The following is a 16779-nucleotide window of genomic DNA, read 5'->3' as shown; positions in this document are numbered from 1 at the left end:
CGGCGCTCACGCCCGGCTCAGCGCCTCGGCGGCGATCATTCGGGCAATGAAAGGCTGTCCGGCTTCGCGCATCGCCGTCACGGCAGAGCGAAGGAAATGGGGATTGAGCGCATCGACACTGGGCGCCTGGAGGAGGAGCGCCGACAGGATCGACACGCTTCCCATGTCGTTCAGCCTCGATGCGCGCGCCATCAGCCTCGTCGCACTGCTCTCCTTGACCACGCCCAGCGCGTAGGCCTCCTCCAGTTCGGCGGCGAGCCGCGCGTCGATACGCCCCAGTCCCGCCAATCCGGCGACGAGCAGGCGCGAGCGCTGCTTTGCGCGGCTGTCGTCACGGCGGATGAAATCGCGGATGCGGTCCTCGCTGAGATCGAGGCCCGCGACCGACGGCGCACCCAGCGCAACCAGCCCCCAAGCCAGATCGACCTCGTCTTCGTCCATCTCCTCGACGGCCGGCACCCATTGCATGAGCCGGCGATCATAGCCTGCGGTCAGGATCGAGGCGAGAAGGGGCGCGGCATCGCTTTCGCTCACCGAAGCGGGCGAAATCAGCGCGGCTGCCTTGGACGTCGTCACCCAGCCGCCGACCTGTTCGATCTCGGCGCTGCCGGATCCGCTCCAGAATTGCCGCATGGCCGATACCCGCGCCTGGGGGGTCTCGCCCACGAAGGATTGGCGCAAGCGGAAGGCCGGGCTTTCGCCCAGGGCATCGGGATCGGTGTCCGCATAGGCCAGCCCGAACAGATCCAGCATCGCCTGGCCCGAGAATACCCCCGTTCCGGCAGCAATCCGTGCCGATGGCAGGCGCTCCTCGGGAGCGATCAACGGATTGCGCGCATACCATGCATGCACGCGCGGCCGTGCCGGCTCCATGAGGCGCTCGGGGATCGACATTCCGGACGCGGTGGCAAGGCCGTAACGCCAGCTCGTGATCGTATCGACATTGTCCCATTCGATCGTTGCCGAGCGACCCGTTCCCGAGCCCGCTCCGATCAGCTTGTCGGCGAGCGACAGGTCGATACCCGCAAGGCGGCCCCGCCGCCGTTCGCGGCGAAGCGTTTCGGTCGCCAGTTCGGGTTGACCGAGCATGGCGGAACAGAAGGCCTCGACCAAAGCCGCGACCTTGGGCTCATTGTCATCGAGTGCCGGACCGGTCGGGCACATGCTCCCCATGTCGGAAGAAGCAAGCGCCACCTGAAGCCGCACCTGCGCAAGGCGGGCGTTGGAGCGACGGTCGGGTGCCGAGGCCAGCAACAGCCGCGCCGCATCGGCCTCGCCCATCCTGACGAGCAACCATGCGCGTTCGGCGACCCAGTCCGAGGGGCGAATGCCCTTCGGCGGGACCGCTGCCGACAGGATCGCATTGCGAAGCGCGATATGTCCCCAGCGCGAAGCCAGCGGCAGTTCGAGCTTGCGCATCAGGCTCACCGCCATCCGCGCGGGCGAGCGGGCGAATAGATTTTCCTCGAAGCGAAGCGCGCCGCCCGGCGCGGCAACGAGCGACAGGTCGTCGTCATCCGCGTCGACTTCGCTGTTTTCCAAGCCGTCCCGAGCGGCAAGCCCTTCCTCTTCGTCGCCTCCGTCCTCGTCCGCGACAGGCGAAGCCTCTCCCGTCGATGCGGGGGGCGTCACTCGCGGCTGCGGCGCAGGCGGCGGTGCGGGCTCAGGCGAAGGCGGCGGTGGCGGTGGCGGCGGCTCGTCAAAACCGGGCGGAAGCAGCGATTCGGGCCGGTCCTGGCCAATCGCGACCCCGCCGAACAGCAGCGCTGCGAACGCCGAAGCGCACAGCAGTTTCTTCTTATTCCGCATTGACCATGATCTCGGTCTCGACCGGTTCGAGAGGAACCTCGCTGGCACTGCGCGACAGGAAATAGAGCACGCCTGCAACGAGGAGGACGAAGATCAGGAGGTAGATGGGCCCGCGCGGTCTACGGGGCGGGCGGCTAGGCTGGATTCTCATGAGAAGGCTTTTGCCCTAGCCTGCCGCTTCAGTATAGGCCTTTTGCCATGACCCACCCGCTTACGACCCGTCTTGACCGCCCGATCGTTCTCGTCGGCATGATGGGCGCGGGCAAGTCGACGGTCGGCAGGCGCCTCGCGAAGCGTCTCGGCATTCCCTTCATCGACAGCGATTCGGCGATCGAGGACGCTTCGGGCTTCACTCCCGCCGAGGTGTTCGAACGTTTCGGGGAAAAGGATTTCCGGGACGGCGAGCGGCGGCTGGTGGCGCGACTGGTCCGCGAAGGGAAGGTGCAGGTCATCGCGACGGGCGGCGGCGCCTATATCGACAAGAGAACGCGCGATCTGCTCAACCGCAAGACCATCACCGTGTGGCTCGATGCGGACCTGGATACGCTGGCGCAGAGGACCGCCCGTCCCGACACCCGCCCTCTCCTCAACGGACCGGTTGAAGAGCGGCGCGAAAAATTGCAGAAAATCGCGCAGGAACGCGGCGACAGCTACCGCGAGGCACACCTCCACGTGCGCTCAGGGAGCGGGGCTCATGCCAATGTCGTCGAAGCGATCATCAAGGCCCTTACGAGACATCTAGGCAAGCAATGAGCTTCATTGAATTGGATGACGGGATCGGAGGGACCGGCAGGGCCGCGATCGGCCCGCTTTCCGACCATGCCGATCTCCTGGCCAGCGCGGCCGACGGCGCAGCCCTGCCCTGCATCACCGACGAGCATGTCTGGAAGCTGCACGGCCATCTGTTGAAGGACATCATCGCGGTCGATCCGATCTTCGTGCCGCGCGGCGAGGCCGCCAAACAGTGGAATATCCTCATTTCGCTGATTGCCGCACTGGCGGCACGCAGCCACCCTCGGTCGAGACCCTTTCTCGCCCTTGGAGGCGGCAGTGTCGGAGATGTCGCGGGGCTGGCCGCCGCGCTATATATGCGCGGCACTCCGGTCATCCAGATCCCCACTACTCTCCTCGCACAGGTCGACAGCGCGGTCGGCGGCAAGACAGCGATCGATGCCGAGGGGCAGAAAAACCTCGTGGGCACCTTCCACTCGCCCATGCTGGTCCTTGCCGACCCCGCGCTCCTTGCCACGCTCGACCGGCGACAGATGCGCGCGGGTGCGGCCGAGATCGTCAAATATGGGATGATCGCCGACGAAGGCTTTTTCCGCTGGATGGAGGCGCATGGCGAAACGGTCATCGCCGCCGACGCGCATGCCTGCGCAGAGGCCGCGCAACAGTGCATCCGCATGAAGGCCGATGCCGTCGCAGGCGACCTTCGCGATGAGAAAGGCCGCCGCGCTCTGCTCAACTTCGGTCATACCTTCGGCCATGCCTTCGAAAGCGTCGCGGGTCTTGGCACGCTGCTTCATGGCGAAGCGGTCGCCGCCGGCATGGTGCTCGCTTCGCAATTTGCCGCCGCCACCGAATATTGCGCGCCCGATGTGCCCAAACGCCTCGTGCAACTTCTCGACCGATTGGGCCTTCCCACCAATCTTGGCGCACTGGGCCTCGCCGGCAAGGGCACCACGCTTCTTCCTCATATGCTCCGCGACAAGAAAAGCGATGGTCGAACCGCCACCCTGGTCCTGCCCGAACGCATCGGCGAGGCTCGGCTGCTCAGGGCGGTCGATGAACAGCGCCTCCGCGCCTTTCTCGAACTGGCCTAACCTTCCTCGGGCAGCGCCTGGCTCTGGTCCTGGGTGAACATGCGATCCTTGGCGGCGTGCAGGTCGCCCGTCTCGCTCTGCCGTTCGAGCCGCTCGTCATCGCGCAGGCGATATTCCCGCTCCACGCGGTCGGCCTCTTCCTGCGAAAAGCCCAGTTCCTTGAGTGCTTCCTTGCCCATCGCGACCGCACTCTCGAACAATTCACGCTGGATATAAGCGAGGTCCAGCCCGTCCATCTCGAGGAGATGGCGGCGGTCATAGGCACGCACGAAGATCGCGGCTTGGGGGAAGGCTTCGCTCACCGCTTCGATCGCTTCGGGGGTCAATGATTTCTTGTCATTGCAGAAGATGATCTCGCGGGCATTCTCCGCCCCGGCGGTGCGCAGCAGGTCGACCCGGGTGCCGTCGCCATAATAGACCTTGAACCCGAAATCCCCCGACATCTCGATCTGGTCGGCCTTGGAGTCGACGAGCGTCACTCCGACATTCTTGGCCATCAGCATCTGCGCGACGGTCTGGCCGAAACGGCCGTAACCGACCACGATCACCTGTCCCTTCGGCGCCTTCTCGGGCCCGTCGAGGTCGACCTCCTCGCCCACGCCGCGCTTCTCGAGCCAGTCGATGAGGATCATGAGGAAAGGCGTGGTCGCCATCGTCAGGGTGATGACGGCACCGAACAGCGACATGGCTTCGGGCTCGATCAACAGCGCCTCGGTCGCCTGCGCGTGGAGAACGAAGCCGAATTCGCCTGCCTGGCTGAGCAGCAGGCCCAGCCGCAGCGCCGGTCCCACCGCCATCCCGAACAGGCGCGCCAGCCCGAAGATGAAGGCCCCCTTGATGACGATGATCGCGAGCGCCATCGCGACGATCATCATCGGCCGTTCGGCAATCGCGCCAAGATCGAGAAGCATGCCGACCGAAAGGAAGAAGAAGCCGAGCAGGATCGAACGGAACGGCTCGACATCGCTTTCAAGCTCGTGCCGGTAGGGGCTCTCGGCCAGCATCACCCCGGCAATGAAAGCGCCCAGTGCTGTAGACAGGTGCAGGGCATGCATCAACGACGCCGCGGCCACCACTGTAAAGAGCCCCGCCACGACAAACAGTTCGCGCTCGCCAAAACGGCCGATCAGCCGGAACAGCGGGTTCATGATGAAACGTCCGGCAAGGATAAGGCCGATGATCGCCCCCACCGTGTAAAGCGCCATCACACCCCCCGACGGCGCCGACGGGTCGACCGGCGCGCGCGACATGGCGGCGACGATGGTGATTAGCGGGACGATCGAGATATCCTGGAACAGCAGCACCGAAAAAGCCCGCTCGCCATAAGGCTGGTGCAAATCGCCCGTCGAACGCAGCATGGGAAGAACCTGCGCGGTCGAAGACAGGCCCAGCGGCAAACCAATGGCGATGCTCGCTTCGACCGAGAAACCGATGAAATAGTGGATGAGCGCCGCGATCGCGAGCCCGCAGGTCACTACTTGGATAAGACCCAGCCCGAAGATGTCGCGCCGAAGCCGCCATAACCGGCTCGGATGCAGTTCCAGGCCGACAATGAACAGCAGCAGCGCAATCCCGAACTCCGAGATCGCCATGATCGATTCGGCATTTTCGACCAGCCCGAGAAGCTGGGGGCCGATGATTGCACCGCCGACGATATAGCCAAGCGTCGCGCCGAGACCCATCCGCCGGAAAAGAGTCACGAAAAGAAGCGCCGCCCCCAACATGACCGCCCCGTCGATGAGAAGCAGGCCGGCAGTTTCATGGGGCGTTTCGTTCATCGGCTTTCCTCGAACAGCGAAAGTAGCAGCCGGAATGGCAGCATCATGGCTTCGTGCCGCCCGGCCAGGTGCCGCGCGGGGGACAAGCGCTCAAGCTCCGGCCAGCCCTGTGGTTCCGCCGCTTCGCCCTTGAGCCATGCCTCGAGACCCTTAGCCGCCTGCCGGACCATGGCCACATCGCTGCCCAGCGCATGCCTCGCCATCAGGTTCGCCGCCGCCTGACCGAAGGCGCAGGCCTCCACTTCCAGCCCCAATGCGGCCAGCTTGCCTTCCTCGATGCGATATTGCGCCGCCATCCGTGCGCCACAGGTGCGCGAGCGCATCTCGCGGCGACCCTGCGGGTCGGCAATGGGCTCGAGATGAGGAATCGACGCCGCGAGGCGCAGGATATCGCGCGTATAAGGCGTGGGCTTCAGGCCCGCCGCCATGTCGTTCCGTCAGGGCCGTCTTCAAGCAGAATGCCCTGCCCCTCCAATTCGTCGCGAATGCGGTCGGCTTCAGCGAAATCGCGTGCCGCCTTGGCTTCGGCGCGCCGGTCGATCATCGCCTGCACATCGAGCGAGCCTTCGCCGCCTTCTCCCTGGAACCAGACATCGGCGCTGTCCTGCAAAAGCCCCAGCAAGGCCGCGCTCGCTTTCAAACTGGCCGGATCCTTGATCTGGCCAAGCCGCGACAGCGCCAGCGGGGTATTGAGATCGTCAGAGAGCGCCTCGACCACGCCTGCATCGGCAGTGCCACTTTCCGTGTCCCCGATCCGCCGATAAAGGCCATCGAGCGTGGCCTTGGCCTGGTCGAGCAGATTGTCGGTCCAGGGCAGCGGCTGGCGATAATGCGCCATCAGCATCGCCATCCGGATGGTCTCGCCCCGATGGCCCGCCTTGGTGAGCGAATCCACCGTGATCACATTGCCTTCGCTCTTGGCCATCGTCTTGTCGTCGAGCGACAGGAAGCCGTTGTGCATCCAGTAACGTGCCAGCGGCGCGCCGCCATGCGCGCAGCGGCTCTGCGCGGCCTCATTTTCATGATGCGGGAAAACCAGGTCCTGCCCGCCCCCATGAATGTCGATCGTCTCGCCGAGAAGCGAACGGATCATTGCCGAGCATTCGCTATGCCAGCCGGGACGACCGCGTCCCCAGGGCGAAGGCCAGCCGGGCTGCTCCTCGCTGCTCGGTTTCCACAATACGAAGTCGCGGGCATTCTTCTTGTAGGGAGCGACCTCGACCCGCGCTCCCGCGATCATGTCGTCGAGCGGGCGGCGCGACAGCGAACCATATTCGGGATCGCTTTCGACATCGAACAGCACATGCCCGTCGGCGGCATAGGCATGGCCGCGCTCGATCAGTTCTTCCATCAGCGCGATCATCGTCGGCAGATGTTCGGTCGCCCGCGGCGAGATCGGCAGTTTGCGGATGCCCAGCGTCCGCGCATCCTCTTCATACCATTGCTCGGCCTGCGAGGTGATCGCGTCGATGGGCTGGCCGCTCTCGTCGGCCCGCGCCATGATCTTGTCGTCAATGTCGGTGAAATTGCGCGCATGGACCAGTTCGGCATCGGGAAACTCGTGGCGCAAAAGGCGCGCCAGCACGTCGAACACCACTTCGGGCCGGAAATTGCCGATATGTGCGCGGGCATAGACAGTGGGCCCGCACACATACATCGTCAGGCGCTCGGGATCGGCAGGCACGAACTCGCGCTTCTCGCGGGCCTTGGTGTCGTAAAGGCGGATCGTCACAGGATCGCTCCGTCAGTCATTCTTTGCTCCTCGAACCAGCCGGTAATCGCGTCCTGGCTGGCATTCAGAAGGGAGTAGGTGCGGCTCTTGGTCATCCAGTCCGGGCGCGGCGCATCGGCTCCGTAGATCATGTCGGTCGCCAGGTTGGCGAGCAGGAAGACGAGCGTTGCGGCCAGCAATCCCTTGAGCATGCCGAACCCCCCGCCCAGGAGGCGATCGACCGGCCCGACGATCGACTGGCGCGTGCGCTTGCCCAGCCGCTGGGCGACCAGCTTGAAGGCAATATAGGTGGGAAGGAAGAGGATGGCGAACGCCAGCGTCGCCGCCCCCGCGCTCGTCCCGATCGGCTCGACCAGCGAACTCGCCAGCGGCTCGTGGAACATGCGAAGCGCGATGATTGCCGCCACCCAGGCAAAGAGGGTGAGCACTTCATGCACGAAGCCCCGGATGAAGCCGAGCAGCGTTCCGCCGACGAGAAGCAGGATCACGAAAATATCGAGTGCAGTCATGCCGCACCGGCTAGCGGGAAGGTCTCGGCCTGACCAGCCCTAACGCCCCAAAATCCGGTCGGTCAGTCGCGAGAGCTGCTCGAAACTCGCAACCTCGATCCCGTCGGCAGGCTCGGCATTGCGCGGTGTCCAGGCGCGCTCGAAGCCCAGTTTCGCCGCTTCCTTGAGGCGAAGCGCGGTATGCGCGACCGGCCGGACCTCGCCCGACAGTGCGACTTCCCCGAGAATCACCGTGCCCCCGGGGATCGGCCGCTCCGACAGCGCCGAGACAAGCGCGGCCGCGACGGCGAGATCGGCAGCCGGGTCGGACAGCCGATAGCCCCCCGCCACATTGAGATAGACCTCGGTCGAAGCGAAACTGATTCCGCACCGCGCCTCGAGCACGGCAAGCAGCATCGCCAGCCGCGATGAATCCCACCCCACGGCGGACCGCCTGGGGGTCGCACCGCTGGCCAGCCGTACCGTGAGCGCCTGCAATTCGACCAGCACCGGCCGCGTCCCTTCGAGCGCGGGAAAGACCGTGGTGCCGCTGACTTCTTCGGCGCGGTCGGTCAGGAACAGCGCCGACGGGTTCGGAACCTCCTCCAGCCCCTTCCCTTCCATCGCGAAAACGCCGATCTCGTCGGTGCCGCCAAAGCGGTTCTTGACCGCCCGCAGGATGCGATACTGATGGCTGCGCTCGCCTTCGAAGCCGAGCACGGTATCGACCATATGTTCGAGGACGCGCGGCCCCGCGATATTGCCGTCCTTGGTGACATGGCCGACCAGAATGAGCGCGCACCCCTTCTCCTTGGCAAAGCGCACCAGTTCATGCGCCGAAGCGCGGACCTGGCTCACCGTGCCGGGCGCGCCTTCGATCATGTCCGAATGCATCGTCTGGATCGAATCGATTACCAGCAAGGCAGGCGGCGGGCCTTCGCCCAGCGTGGTCAGGATGTCGCGCACCGATGTCGCCGCCGCGAGACGCACCGGCGCACCGCCGAGGCCAAGGCGCAAGGCACGCAGACGCACCTGGTCGGCCGCCTCCTCGCCCGATACATAGATGGCGCCCTGCCCGCTCTGGGCCAACCGTGCCGCCACCTGCAGGAGTAGGGTCGACTTGCCGATCCCCGGATCGCCGCCGATCAGCGTCGCCGAACCCGGCACCAGTCCACCACCGATCGCGCGGTCGAACTCGGCGATCCCCGTCCGCATCCGTTCGGGCAGAGCGACTTCGCTATCGAGCCCGACCAGTTCGACCGTCCGGCCACCGCTCTGCAGATTGTGCTTCTTGGCGAAAGTCGTGACGACCGCGCCGGCATCCTCCACCAAGGTATTCCACTCGGCGCAGTCCGCGCATTGCCCCTGCCAGCGCGTCGCCACCGATCCGCACGCCTGGCAGACATATCTCTTCTTGGGTTTCGCCATTGCGCCACGCTAGCCAGTGCCGAGGCAGCTTGTCGAGCGATGCTTTGGCCGCACGATGGAATTGGCAACCTGCGCGATCTGCTCTAGGCGCATCCCCGATGAGCTGGCTTCCCGAACCCTTGCGGATCCCCAATTTCCGCGCCTACTGGCTGGCACGGCTGGCGGCGACGCTTGCCCAGCTCGCGATGGTCACCGCGATCGAATATCAGGTCTATGCCATCGCCCGCGAAACGATGAGCCCCGCAGCAGCAGCCTTTCGCCTCGGCCTCGTCGGCTTCGTCCAGTTTGTGCCGCTCTTCTTCCTCAGTCCTTTCGCGGGCTGGGCGGCGGACCGCATCGACCGGCGCATCCTTGCCCGCGCATCGATCCTGATCGAGATCGGCTGCGCCGCCAGCCTCGGCTATTTCACCTTCACCGGAACGATCAGCCTGCCGATCATCTATGCGATCGCGGTCTTCGTGGGCGTGGCGCGTGTCCTGATGGGACCATCGATGAGCGCGCTTGCCTCCAATATCGTGCCGCGCTCGATCCTGCCCAATGCCATCGCCTTGTCCTCGATCGCCTGGCAGGCGGGAACGATCATCGGCCCAGCATTGGGGGGCTACCTCCTCGCAGTCTCGATAGAGACGGCCTATTTCACCGCGACCGGCCTGTTCATCCTTTCGCTCTTTGCCCTGTTCATGATCGGCGAAGTTCGCCAGACCGTTGCCGACCGGATGAAAGGCCCGCTCCGCCAGATTGCCGACGGTCTTCGCTATGTGCGCGCCAACCGGCTGGTGCTCGGCGCGATCAGCCTCGATCTCTTTGCCGTGCTCCTCGGAAGCGCGGTCGCGCTCCTGCCGATCTTCGCGGCCGACATCTTCGGCGGCGGGCCCGACCTTTTCGGTCATCTCCGCGCCGCCCCTGCGGTCGGCGCCACACTCGTCGCCATTCTCTTCGCGATCCGCCCGCTCAAGACCGACGTCGGGTCGAAGATGCTTCTGGCCGTCGGCATCTTCGGCCTCGCAACGATCGGTTTCGGCCTGTCGCGCTCGGTGCCGCTCACTTTCCTCTTCCTCATCATCATCGGCGGCGCGGACATGTTCTCGGTCTATGTCCGCCAGTCGCTGATCCAGCTATATACCCCCGACGAGATGCGGGGCCGGGTCGGCGCGGTATCGACTCTCTCCATCTCGGCGTCCAACGAGCTGGGCGATGCCGAAAGTGGCCTGATCGCCAGTCTCGTCGGGCCGACGATGGCGGCGGTGATCGGCGGCGTGGGAGCGGTGACGGTAGTCGTCATCTGGGCCTGGAAATTCCCCGAACTCCGACGCGCCAAGAGCTTCGACCCGCCGGGCCATGACAAGAAGGAGGCATTGCCATGATCGTCGACAACATCCTCGAAACCATCGGCAATACGCCTCACATCCGTATCAATCATCTGTTCGGCGACGCGTCGGTCTGGATCAAGTCGGAGCGCACCAATCCCGGCGGCTCGATCAAGGACCGCATCGCTCTCTCGATGGTCGAGGATGCCGAGCGCACCGGGCGCCTCCGTCCCGGCGGAACGATCGTCGAACCCACCAGCGGCAACACCGGCATTGGCCTTGCCATGGTCGCCGCGGTCAAGGGCTATCGCATCATCCTCGTCATGCCCGACAGCATGTCGGTCGAGCGCCGCCGGTTGATGCTTGCCTATGGTGCCGAATTCGCCCTCACTCCGCGCGAAAAGGGCATGAGAGGCGCGATCGCCCGTGCAGAGGAAATCGTCGCGAACACCGAGGGCGCCTGGATGCCCCAGCAATTCGACAATCCCGCGAATGTCGAAGTGCACGCCCGCACCACCGCGCAGGAAATCCTCGCCGATTTCGCTGACCAGCCGCTCGACGTGCTGATTACGGGCGTGGGCACCGGCGGGCATATCACCGGCACCGCGCGCGTGCTCAAACAGCATTGGCCCCACCTCAAGGCCTTCGCGGTCGAACCCGAACTCTCGCCGGTGATTTCGGGCGGCGATCCTTCACCCCATCCCATTCAGGGCATCGGCGCGGGCTTCATTCCGTCCAACCTCGACAGAAGCGTGATCGACGGAGTTATCACCATCGATGGCGACGATGCCAAGATCATGGCGGTCCGCGCCGCGCGCGAGGAAGGCATGCTGGTCGGCATCTCCTCGGGCGCGACGCTCGCCGCCATCGCCGCCAAGCTGCCCGAACTCGAAAAAGGCGCGCGAATCCTCGGATTCAACTATGACACGGGCGAACGCTATCTCTCGGTGCCGGGCTTCCTTCCCGAGGAATCCTAACGCTCCGTCAACCATAAGTGATAGGCGAGCAGTTAAACCCCTCTGCTAAATCCCTCCAGGAAGGGAATTGCACGTGGGGTCCATGACTAGGGCACGTTTTTCAACGGTTACCAAAGAACGCCGTCGTCGCGCTTCGCTGCGCGATGCATTGCTGTTCGACCTCCACGCGCCGGAGTCGCGCGATGAAGTCATAATTGCCGAGCAGCGTATCGAGCATCTTAACCACATTCCGATCCTGATCGCGCTCGCGCATGCCTTCGCGGCGCTCGCCTTGCTCGTGAATGTCGGGATGAACTGGACGATCCATGCCACGCTGATGGGTGCCATCATCGTCGATCTCGGCGCCTGGCTCCTCATGAAAAAGCGGACGCAGCTGCATATCTCGCCGCACATCATGATGCGCCTTATCACCGTCTATGTGGCGCTTGTCTGGGCGATCTGGGTCTATCTCGGAGCGACCGTCGATGACGGCACCACCGCCGATTCGCACAACCTCCACATTCTGTTCGGCTGCATCGGCGCGATCATGACCGTGACCGCGATCAGTTCGCCCCCCGTTGCGGTGTTCGGCGGACTCGTCGCCATTACCGGCCTCCATGTCTTCATCGACAATCGCGCCCTGACGGCAGGCGCAGCGGTGCTTGCTCTCGGGGCGAGCGGCTATGCGATCGCCAATGCGCGCACCATGATCGCCATTGCCCGCCGCCGCTTCGTCCTCGACGAAAAGGCGCACCAGGCGCTGCGCTTCGTCACCGAATTCGAAAGCACGGGCCGCGGCTGGTTCTGGGAAACCGACGCCGACGGAACGCTCAACTATGTCTCGGGACAGCTCGCCAACGACTTCGGCTGCTCGACCGAGGACCTCCTCGGCCGCCAGTTCACTGACCTTATCTCGGCCGACGACAATGATGACGAACTGCGCGAGGAACGCACCCTTTCCTTCCACCTCAGCGCCAAATTTCCCTTCAGCGACATGGTCGTCAAATCGGCGCTCGAGAATGAGGCCTATTGGTCGATTTCGGGCAACCCTATCTTCGGCGACCGCGGACGTTTCCTCGGCTTCCGAGGCATCGGCAACGACTTGACCGAGCAGCGCCGTTCCGAGCAGGAAATTTCTCGCCTCGCTCGCTTCGACAGCCTCACCAGCCTGCCCAACCGCGCGATGATGCGCCAGACGCTCGACGAAGCGCTGCGCAACGCCGCCCGCCGCCAGAAGGGCTGCGCGCTGTTCCTGATCGACCTTGATCGCTTCAAAAATGTCAACGACACGCTCGGGCATCCGGTGGGCGACTCGCTCCTCCGCCAGGTTGCCGAACGGCTGACATCGGTGATGGGCAATCATGGCCAGGTCGGCCGTCTCGGCGGCGACGAGTTCAAGGCCGTTCTGCCGGGCATCGTAGAGACTGGTCTCCTCGAATCGCTCGCCAAGACGATGATCGAGCAGGTCTCGCGTCCCTATGACGTGGACGGCCACCATGTGACGATCGGCGCATCGATCGGCATCGCTATCGGCGACCCGGGCCGAAGCTGCGGCGACAGCCTCACGCGCAACGCCGACCTCGCGCTCTATGCCGCCAAGGCCGCGGGCCGCGGACAGCATTGCTTCTTCGAACCCTCGATGCACAGCGAGGCCTCGGATCGCCAGATCCTCGAAAACGAATTGCGCGGAGCGATCGATCGCGAGGAATTGTCGATGGTCTATCAGCCCATCGTCCGCGCCGCCGGCGAAGATGTCTGCGGCTTCGAATCGATGATCCGCTGGGAGCATCCCAGCCGGGGCTTCATCTCGCCCGAAAAATTCATACCCATCGCCGAAGAGTGCGGCCTCATCGGCAAGATCGGCGCTTGGGTTCTCGACCAGGCGATCGCCGAAGCGGCGACATGGCCCGACGAAATCCGCATCGCGATCAACCTTTCACCGATCCAGTTCAACGACCCCAAGATCGTCGAAATCGTCGCAGGAACCCTGCAGAAGCATCGCCTCCGCGCCGAACGTCTCGAACTGGAAATCACCGAAGGCGTGTTCCTCGCCGACAGCTCGGCAACCGATGAAACCTTCGCCCGCCTCAAGGCACTCGGGGTCCGGCTCGCGCTCGACGATTTCGGAACGGGCTATTCCTCGCTCGGCTATTTGAAGAAAGCGCCCTTCGACAAGATCAAGATCGACCAGAGCTTCGTGCGCGGGGCCTCGATCACGGGCAGCCGCAACGGCGCAATCATCAAGGCGATCGTGACGCTCGCCGAAAGCCTTGGCATGGATACCACCGCCGAAGGCGTCGAGACCTTCGACGATCTCGCGCTCATCCGCGATCTCGGCTGCAGCCAGATCCAGGGCTATATCTTCGGAAAACCCGCACCCGCCGAAAAGGCGCGCGAACTGGCCGAAAGCGCGACGGTCGAGCCCGATGGCTACAGCTCGCAGCGCGAACCGCGCCAGCGCCTGATGCGCCGCGCGATCATGTCCTCCGGCGGCCAACCGACCGAAGTGCGCCTTCGCAACATTTCGCTGATGGGCGCGCTGGTCGAAGGCGAAGTCGAGGTGCGCCCGGGCCAGTCGGTCACGCTCGACATCGTCGGCGTCGGACCGGTGGTCGGCGAAGTGCGCTGGGCGACGCAGGAACGTTTCGGAATGAAGTTCGACGGCGTCTTCGACATGGCGCGGCTCGCGCCCAAGAAGCAGCGGAACAAGGACGCCATGTCGGTCGCCCCTTCCTGGCACGCCAATTACCAGGCAGAAGTGGCCGAAGGCGAATAGCCCCCGGCCACCGTCATACCCCCGCTCAAAAAGCGTCCACTGCCAATTCCATCACCGTATCGGCACCCGCCTCGACCTTGCGGCGCAGCGCCGAGGCCTCGGGCAGCCAGCGCTCGGCATAATAGCGGGCCGTCACCAGCTTGGCCTGGTGAAAGTCGACATCCTCGCCCGGCTCGGTCTTGAGACCGTCGCTCACCGCCGCCATCTTCATCCACATCCAGCCCAGCGTGACGAGGCCCATAAGGTCCATATAGGCATAGGCGCCCGCCCCGGCATGGTTGGGGTTCTGCGGCGCGTTCTGCGCCAGCCACATGGTCGCGCCCTGCAAATGACCGACCGCTTTTTCGAGCGGCTCGGCAACACCGCCCGGATCGCCTGCCGCCTTGGCAGCAGCAATATCCTCGGCCAGCACCTCGAAGAAAGCCCGCACGGCGCGCCCGCCATTCTGGCCGAGCTTGCGCCCGACAAGATCCATCGCCTGCACGCCATTGGTGCCTTCGTAGATCTGGGCGATGCGCGCATCGCGGACGAACTGCTCCATCCCCCACTCGCGGATATAGCCATGCCCGCCGAATACCTGCTGTGCCTGCACCGCGGTCTCGAATCCCTTGTCGGTCAGATAGCCCTTGATGACGGGAGTCAGCAGCGAAATGAGGTCGTCCGCCTTCTCGCGCTGCGCCTCGTCCTGGGCCTTGCGCGACAGGTCGACCTGCAAGGCACCCCAGAGGATGAGCGCACGCGCCGCCTGGTTGAAGGCGCGCGCATCCATCAACATCCGGCGCACGTCGGGATGGACGAAGAGGGTGTCGGCCTTGGCATCGGAATCGCGCATCGACGGGTCGAGCGCGCGACCCTGACGGCGATCCTTCGCATAGGCGACGGCGTTCTGATAGGCGACCTCACCCTGCGCGAGCCCCTGAAGCCCGACGCCGAGGCGCGCGGCATTCATCATGATGAACATGGCGGCGAGGCCCTTTTCCTTCTCGCCGATGAGATAGCCCGTCGCCCCGTCATAATTCATGACGCAGGTCGAATTGGCATGGATGCCCATCTTTTCCTCGATCGACCCGCAGCTCACGGCATTGCGTTCGCCCAGCGACCCGTCCTCGTTGACAAGGAATTTGGGCACGATGAACAGCGAGATGCCTTTCACATTGTCGGGGCTGTCGGGCATCTTGGCGAGAACGAGATGGATGATGTTCTCCGACAGGTCATGCTCGCCAGAGGAGATGAAGATCTTGGTCCCGCTGATCTTGTAGGTGCCATCATCCTGCGGCACCGCCTTGGTCTTGAGGAGCCCGAGATCGGTCCCGCAATGCGGCTCGGTCAGGTTCATCGTGCCGGTCCAGGTCCCGGCGATCATCTTGGGCAGATAGGTCTGCTTCTGCTCGTCCGATCCCTTGACGATGATCGAGGCGATCGCGCCTGCGGTAAGGCCATGATACATCTCGAAGCTCTGGTTCGCCGACAGCACATATTCGCTGATCGCGGTGGCGAGAATCTGGGGCAGCCCCTGCCCGCCATATTCGACCGGAGCCGACAACGTGGTCCAGCCCCCGTCGCAGAACTGCTTATAGGCTTCCTTGAAACCCTTGGGCGTGGTCACCGAACCATCCTCGTGCCGCGTGCAGCCCTCCTCGTCGCCCGACCGGTTGAGCGGCGCCAGCACTTCGGCCGCGAACTTGCCGCCTTCGGAAAGGATCGCCTCGACGATGTCGGGAGTCGCATTCTCGAACCCCGGCAGGTTGGAATAATTCTGCAGCCCGACGATATGGTCGAGGACATATTTGGTGTCGGTGACGGGCGCTTCGTAAAGAGGCATGACTATTCCTTGTTTTCCTGCTGGAGCAGGCTGACGAAGCCCTCCAGCTCTTCGATGGTCGCGTCGATGTCTAGCCGTTGGCGGCGAAGCGCATCGATCCGTTCCTGGCACTTCTCGAGCGTGACGAGGCGCTGCGTCTGACGCGCATCGCCCAAGTCATAAAGGTCGAGGAGTTCGCCGATTTCCGAGAGGCTGAAGCCCACGCGCTTACCGCGCAGGATCCACGCCACGCGCGCCCGGTCACGCTCCGAATAGAGCCGCTGGGTGCCATTGCGTCGCGGGGTGATGAGATTCTCGTCTTCGTAGAAACGAAGCGCCCGGGCGGTGATGCCGAATTCCTCGCACATCTGCCCGATGGTGTAGCTTTTCGATTCAGCAAGCATGCGCTCGCCTTACTTTACGTTTCCGTAAAGGTCAATCAGTCGGGGCAGATGGGATCGCCGCCGCCGTCCTTGAGAATGGCCCGATTTTCTCCGGCACTGCGTAGCAGCGGGCTCGGCAGGCTCGCGCTGCCCGCGCAATAATAATCGCACGCATCGGCGCCCGATCCGATCACCAGTCCCTCGCCGTCCATGGAGATGGGGACGGTGCAGTTCGCATCACCGCGCGGCCGGAACGACAGCCCCGTCTCGCCTTGCTCGATGGCGCCCTGCGCCATGCAATTGCTGCCATCGGCGGCATGGATCACGTAAGCGGCCTCCTCGCCCGCTTTGCACAGCCCCGACCGCTCATCGGCCATCCACAAGCCATCGGGCAGGCTGGCCGCCGTTTCGGAAGGCTGGGATTGCTCGGTCGCCGAACAGGCAGACAGAAGCAAGGCGAGCATGGGGGCAGCGACTTTCATGGGGCCAGCCTTG

15 protein-coding genes are annotated in these 16779 nt (G+C 64.4%); 5 read left to right on the top strand and 10 right to left on the bottom strand.

Annotation, left to right across the window (positions count from 1 at the left end):
- Window positions 1-6: 6 nt before the first annotated feature.
- Both FHS50_RS01665 and FHS50_RS01660 read right to left on the bottom strand, forming a co-directional pair.
- Window positions 7-1809, bottom strand: coding sequence for a hypothetical protein (locus FHS50_RS01665; protein ID WP_183932639.1), 1803 nt, complete (start codon window positions 1807-1809; stop codon window positions 7-9).
- Window positions 1799-1960: a hypothetical protein gene (locus FHS50_RS01660; RefSeq protein ID WP_183932637.1), complete on the bottom strand. Its 162-nt coding sequence runs from the start codon at window positions 1958-1960 to the stop codon at window positions 1799-1801. The genes FHS50_RS01665 and FHS50_RS01660 overlap by 11 nt, the downstream gene beginning before the upstream one ends.
- A gap of 47 nt (window positions 1961-2007) precedes the next feature.
- On the opposite strand from FHS50_RS01660, the gene FHS50_RS01655 reads away from it, so the two are divergent.
- Together FHS50_RS01655 and aroB are read left to right on the top strand one after the other, a co-directional pair.
- A complete protein-coding gene (locus tag FHS50_RS01655; RefSeq protein ID WP_183932635.1) occupies window positions 2008-2562 on the top strand; it encodes a shikimate kinase in 555 nt (184 codons plus the stop codon).
- Entirely contained in the window at window positions 2559-3635 is a 1077-nt protein-coding gene (gene aroB / locus FHS50_RS01650) for a 3-dehydroquinate synthase (protein ID WP_183932634.1), read from the top strand. Before FHS50_RS01655 ends, aroB begins: the two co-directional genes overlap by 4 nt.
- On the opposite strand, the gene FHS50_RS01645 is transcribed toward aroB, so the two are convergent.
- The 5 genes from FHS50_RS01645 to radA are packed head-to-tail and all read right to left on the bottom strand — an operon-like array spanning window position 3632 to window position 9061.
- Window positions 3632-5413, bottom strand: a complete 1782-nt coding sequence (locus FHS50_RS01645; protein WP_183932632.1) for a cation:proton antiporter domain-containing protein — start codon at window positions 5411-5413, stop codon at window positions 3632-3634. The genes aroB and FHS50_RS01645 overlap by 4 nt on opposite strands.
- On the bottom strand, window positions 5410-5841 hold the full coding sequence (locus FHS50_RS01640; protein WP_183932630.1) for an iron-sulfur cluster assembly scaffold protein: 432 nt from the start codon (window positions 5839-5841) through the stop codon (window positions 5410-5412). Before FHS50_RS01640 ends, FHS50_RS01645 begins: the two co-directional genes overlap by 4 nt.
- Window positions 5826-7145, bottom strand: coding sequence for a cysteine--tRNA ligase (cysS, locus tag FHS50_RS01635; protein WP_183932628.1), 1320 nt, complete (start codon window positions 7143-7145; stop codon window positions 5826-5828). The genes FHS50_RS01640 and cysS overlap by 16 nt, the downstream gene beginning before the upstream one ends.
- Window positions 7142-7654 carry a CvpA family protein gene (locus tag FHS50_RS01630; RefSeq protein WP_183932627.1) on the bottom strand — a complete coding sequence of 171 codons (513 nt, stop codon included), beginning with the start codon at window positions 7652-7654 and terminating at the stop codon, window positions 7142-7144. The genes cysS and FHS50_RS01630 overlap by 4 nt, the downstream gene beginning before the upstream one ends.
- A gap of 39 nt (window positions 7655-7693) precedes the next feature.
- A complete protein-coding gene (gene radA, locus FHS50_RS01625; protein ID WP_183932625.1) occupies window positions 7694-9061 on the bottom strand; it encodes a DNA repair protein RadA in 1368 nt (455 codons plus the stop codon).
- A 98-nt stretch (window positions 9062-9159) separates the two neighbouring features.
- Between radA and FHS50_RS01620 the strand changes: the two genes are divergently transcribed.
- The 3 genes from FHS50_RS01620 (at window position 9160) to FHS50_RS01610 (ending at window position 14100) form a co-directional block, all read left to right on the top strand.
- Window positions 9160-10425 carry an MFS transporter gene (locus FHS50_RS01620; protein WP_183932623.1) on the top strand — a complete coding sequence of 422 codons (1266 nt, stop codon included), beginning with the start codon at window positions 9160-9162 and terminating at the stop codon, window positions 10423-10425.
- Window positions 10422-11345 (top strand): cysteine synthase A, encoded by a 924-nt coding sequence (gene cysK, locus FHS50_RS01615; protein ID WP_183932621.1) that lies wholly within the window; start codon window positions 10422-10424, stop codon window positions 11343-11345. The genes FHS50_RS01620 and cysK overlap by 4 nt, the downstream gene beginning before the upstream one ends.
- 82 nt (window positions 11346-11427) lie before the next feature.
- On the top strand, window positions 11428-14100 hold the full coding sequence (locus FHS50_RS01610) for a putative bifunctional diguanylate cyclase/phosphodiesterase (RefSeq protein ID WP_183932620.1): 2673 nt from the start codon (window positions 11428-11430) through the stop codon (window positions 14098-14100).
- A gap of 25 nt (window positions 14101-14125) precedes the next feature.
- Here the strand turns inward: FHS50_RS01610 and FHS50_RS01605 are convergent, their stop codons facing one another.
- Genes FHS50_RS01605 through FHS50_RS01595 form a run of 3 tightly spaced genes read right to left on the bottom strand, consistent with a single transcriptional unit; the run spans window position 14126 to window position 16766 of the window.
- On the bottom strand, window positions 14126-15922 hold the full coding sequence (locus FHS50_RS01605; protein ID WP_183932618.1) for an acyl-CoA dehydrogenase C-terminal domain-containing protein: 1797 nt from the start codon (window positions 15920-15922) through the stop codon (window positions 14126-14128).
- Window positions 15923-15924: 2 nt separating this feature from the next.
- Window positions 15925-16305 carry a MerR family transcriptional regulator gene (locus FHS50_RS01600; RefSeq protein WP_183932616.1) on the bottom strand — a complete coding sequence of 127 codons (381 nt, stop codon included), beginning with the start codon at window positions 16303-16305 and terminating at the stop codon, window positions 15925-15927.
- Window positions 16306-16340: 35 nt separating this feature from the next.
- Window positions 16341-16766 (bottom strand): hypothetical protein, encoded by a 426-nt coding sequence (locus FHS50_RS01595; protein WP_183932615.1) that lies wholly within the window; start codon window positions 16764-16766, stop codon window positions 16341-16343.
- Between the last annotated feature and the right edge of the window lie 13 nt (window positions 16767-16779).

The organism is Sphingomicrobium lutaoense (genome assembly GCF_014195685.1).
Lineage (GTDB): Bacteria > Pseudomonadota > Alphaproteobacteria > Sphingomonadales > Sphingomonadaceae > Sphingomicrobium > Sphingomicrobium lutaoense.
The sequence above is the reverse complement of the archived record's forward strand: the minus strand, read 5'-3'. Positions and strand labels throughout refer to the sequence as shown.

What these genes read in the sequence shown, in the direction of transcription:
- aroB (WP_183932634.1), top strand. Translation starts at nt 2,559, where the DNA reads ATGAGCTTCATTGAATTGGATGACGGGATCGGAGGGACCGGCAGGGCC.
- FHS50_RS01600 (WP_183932616.1), bottom strand. Translation starts at nt 16,305, where the DNA reads ATGCTTGCTGAATCGAAAAGCTACACCATCGGGCAGATGTGCGAGGAA.
- FHS50_RS01595 (WP_183932615.1), bottom strand. Translation starts at nt 16,766, where the DNA reads ATGAAAGTCGCTGCCCCCATGCTCGCCTTGCTTCTGTCTGCCTGTTCG.
- FHS50_RS01620 (WP_183932623.1), top strand. Translation starts at nt 9,160, where the DNA reads ATGAGCTGGCTTCCCGAACCCTTGCGGATCCCCAATTTCCGCGCCTAC.
- FHS50_RS01640 (WP_183932630.1), bottom strand. Translation starts at nt 5,841, where the DNA reads ATGGCGGCGGGCCTGAAGCCCACGCCTTATACGCGCGATATCCTGCGC.
- cysK (WP_183932621.1), top strand. Translation starts at nt 10,422, where the DNA reads ATGATCGTCGACAACATCCTCGAAACCATCGGCAATACGCCTCACATC.
- FHS50_RS01610 (WP_183932620.1), top strand. Translation starts at nt 11,428, where the DNA reads ATGACTAGGGCACGTTTTTCAACGGTTACCAAAGAACGCCGTCGTCGC.
- radA (WP_183932625.1), bottom strand. Translation starts at nt 9,061, where the DNA reads ATGGCGAAACCCAAGAAGAGATATGTCTGCCAGGCGTGCGGATCGGTG.
- FHS50_RS01660 (WP_183932637.1), bottom strand. Translation starts at nt 1,960, where the DNA reads ATGAGAATCCAGCCTAGCCGCCCGCCCCGTAGACCGCGCGGGCCCATC.
- FHS50_RS01645 (WP_183932632.1), bottom strand. Translation starts at nt 5,413, where the DNA reads ATGAACGAAACGCCCCATGAAACTGCCGGCCTGCTTCTCATCGACGGG.
- FHS50_RS01665 (WP_183932639.1), bottom strand. Translation starts at nt 1,809, where the DNA reads ATGCGGAATAAGAAGAAACTGCTGTGCGCTTCGGCGTTCGCAGCGCTG.
- FHS50_RS01655 (WP_183932635.1), top strand. Translation starts at nt 2,008, where the DNA reads ATGACCCACCCGCTTACGACCCGTCTTGACCGCCCGATCGTTCTCGTC.
- FHS50_RS01630 (WP_183932627.1), bottom strand. Translation starts at nt 7,654, where the DNA reads ATGACTGCACTCGATATTTTCGTGATCCTGCTTCTCGTCGGCGGAACG.
- FHS50_RS01605 (WP_183932618.1), bottom strand. Translation starts at nt 15,922, where the DNA reads ATGCCTCTTTACGAAGCGCCCGTCACCGACACCAAATATGTCCTCGAC.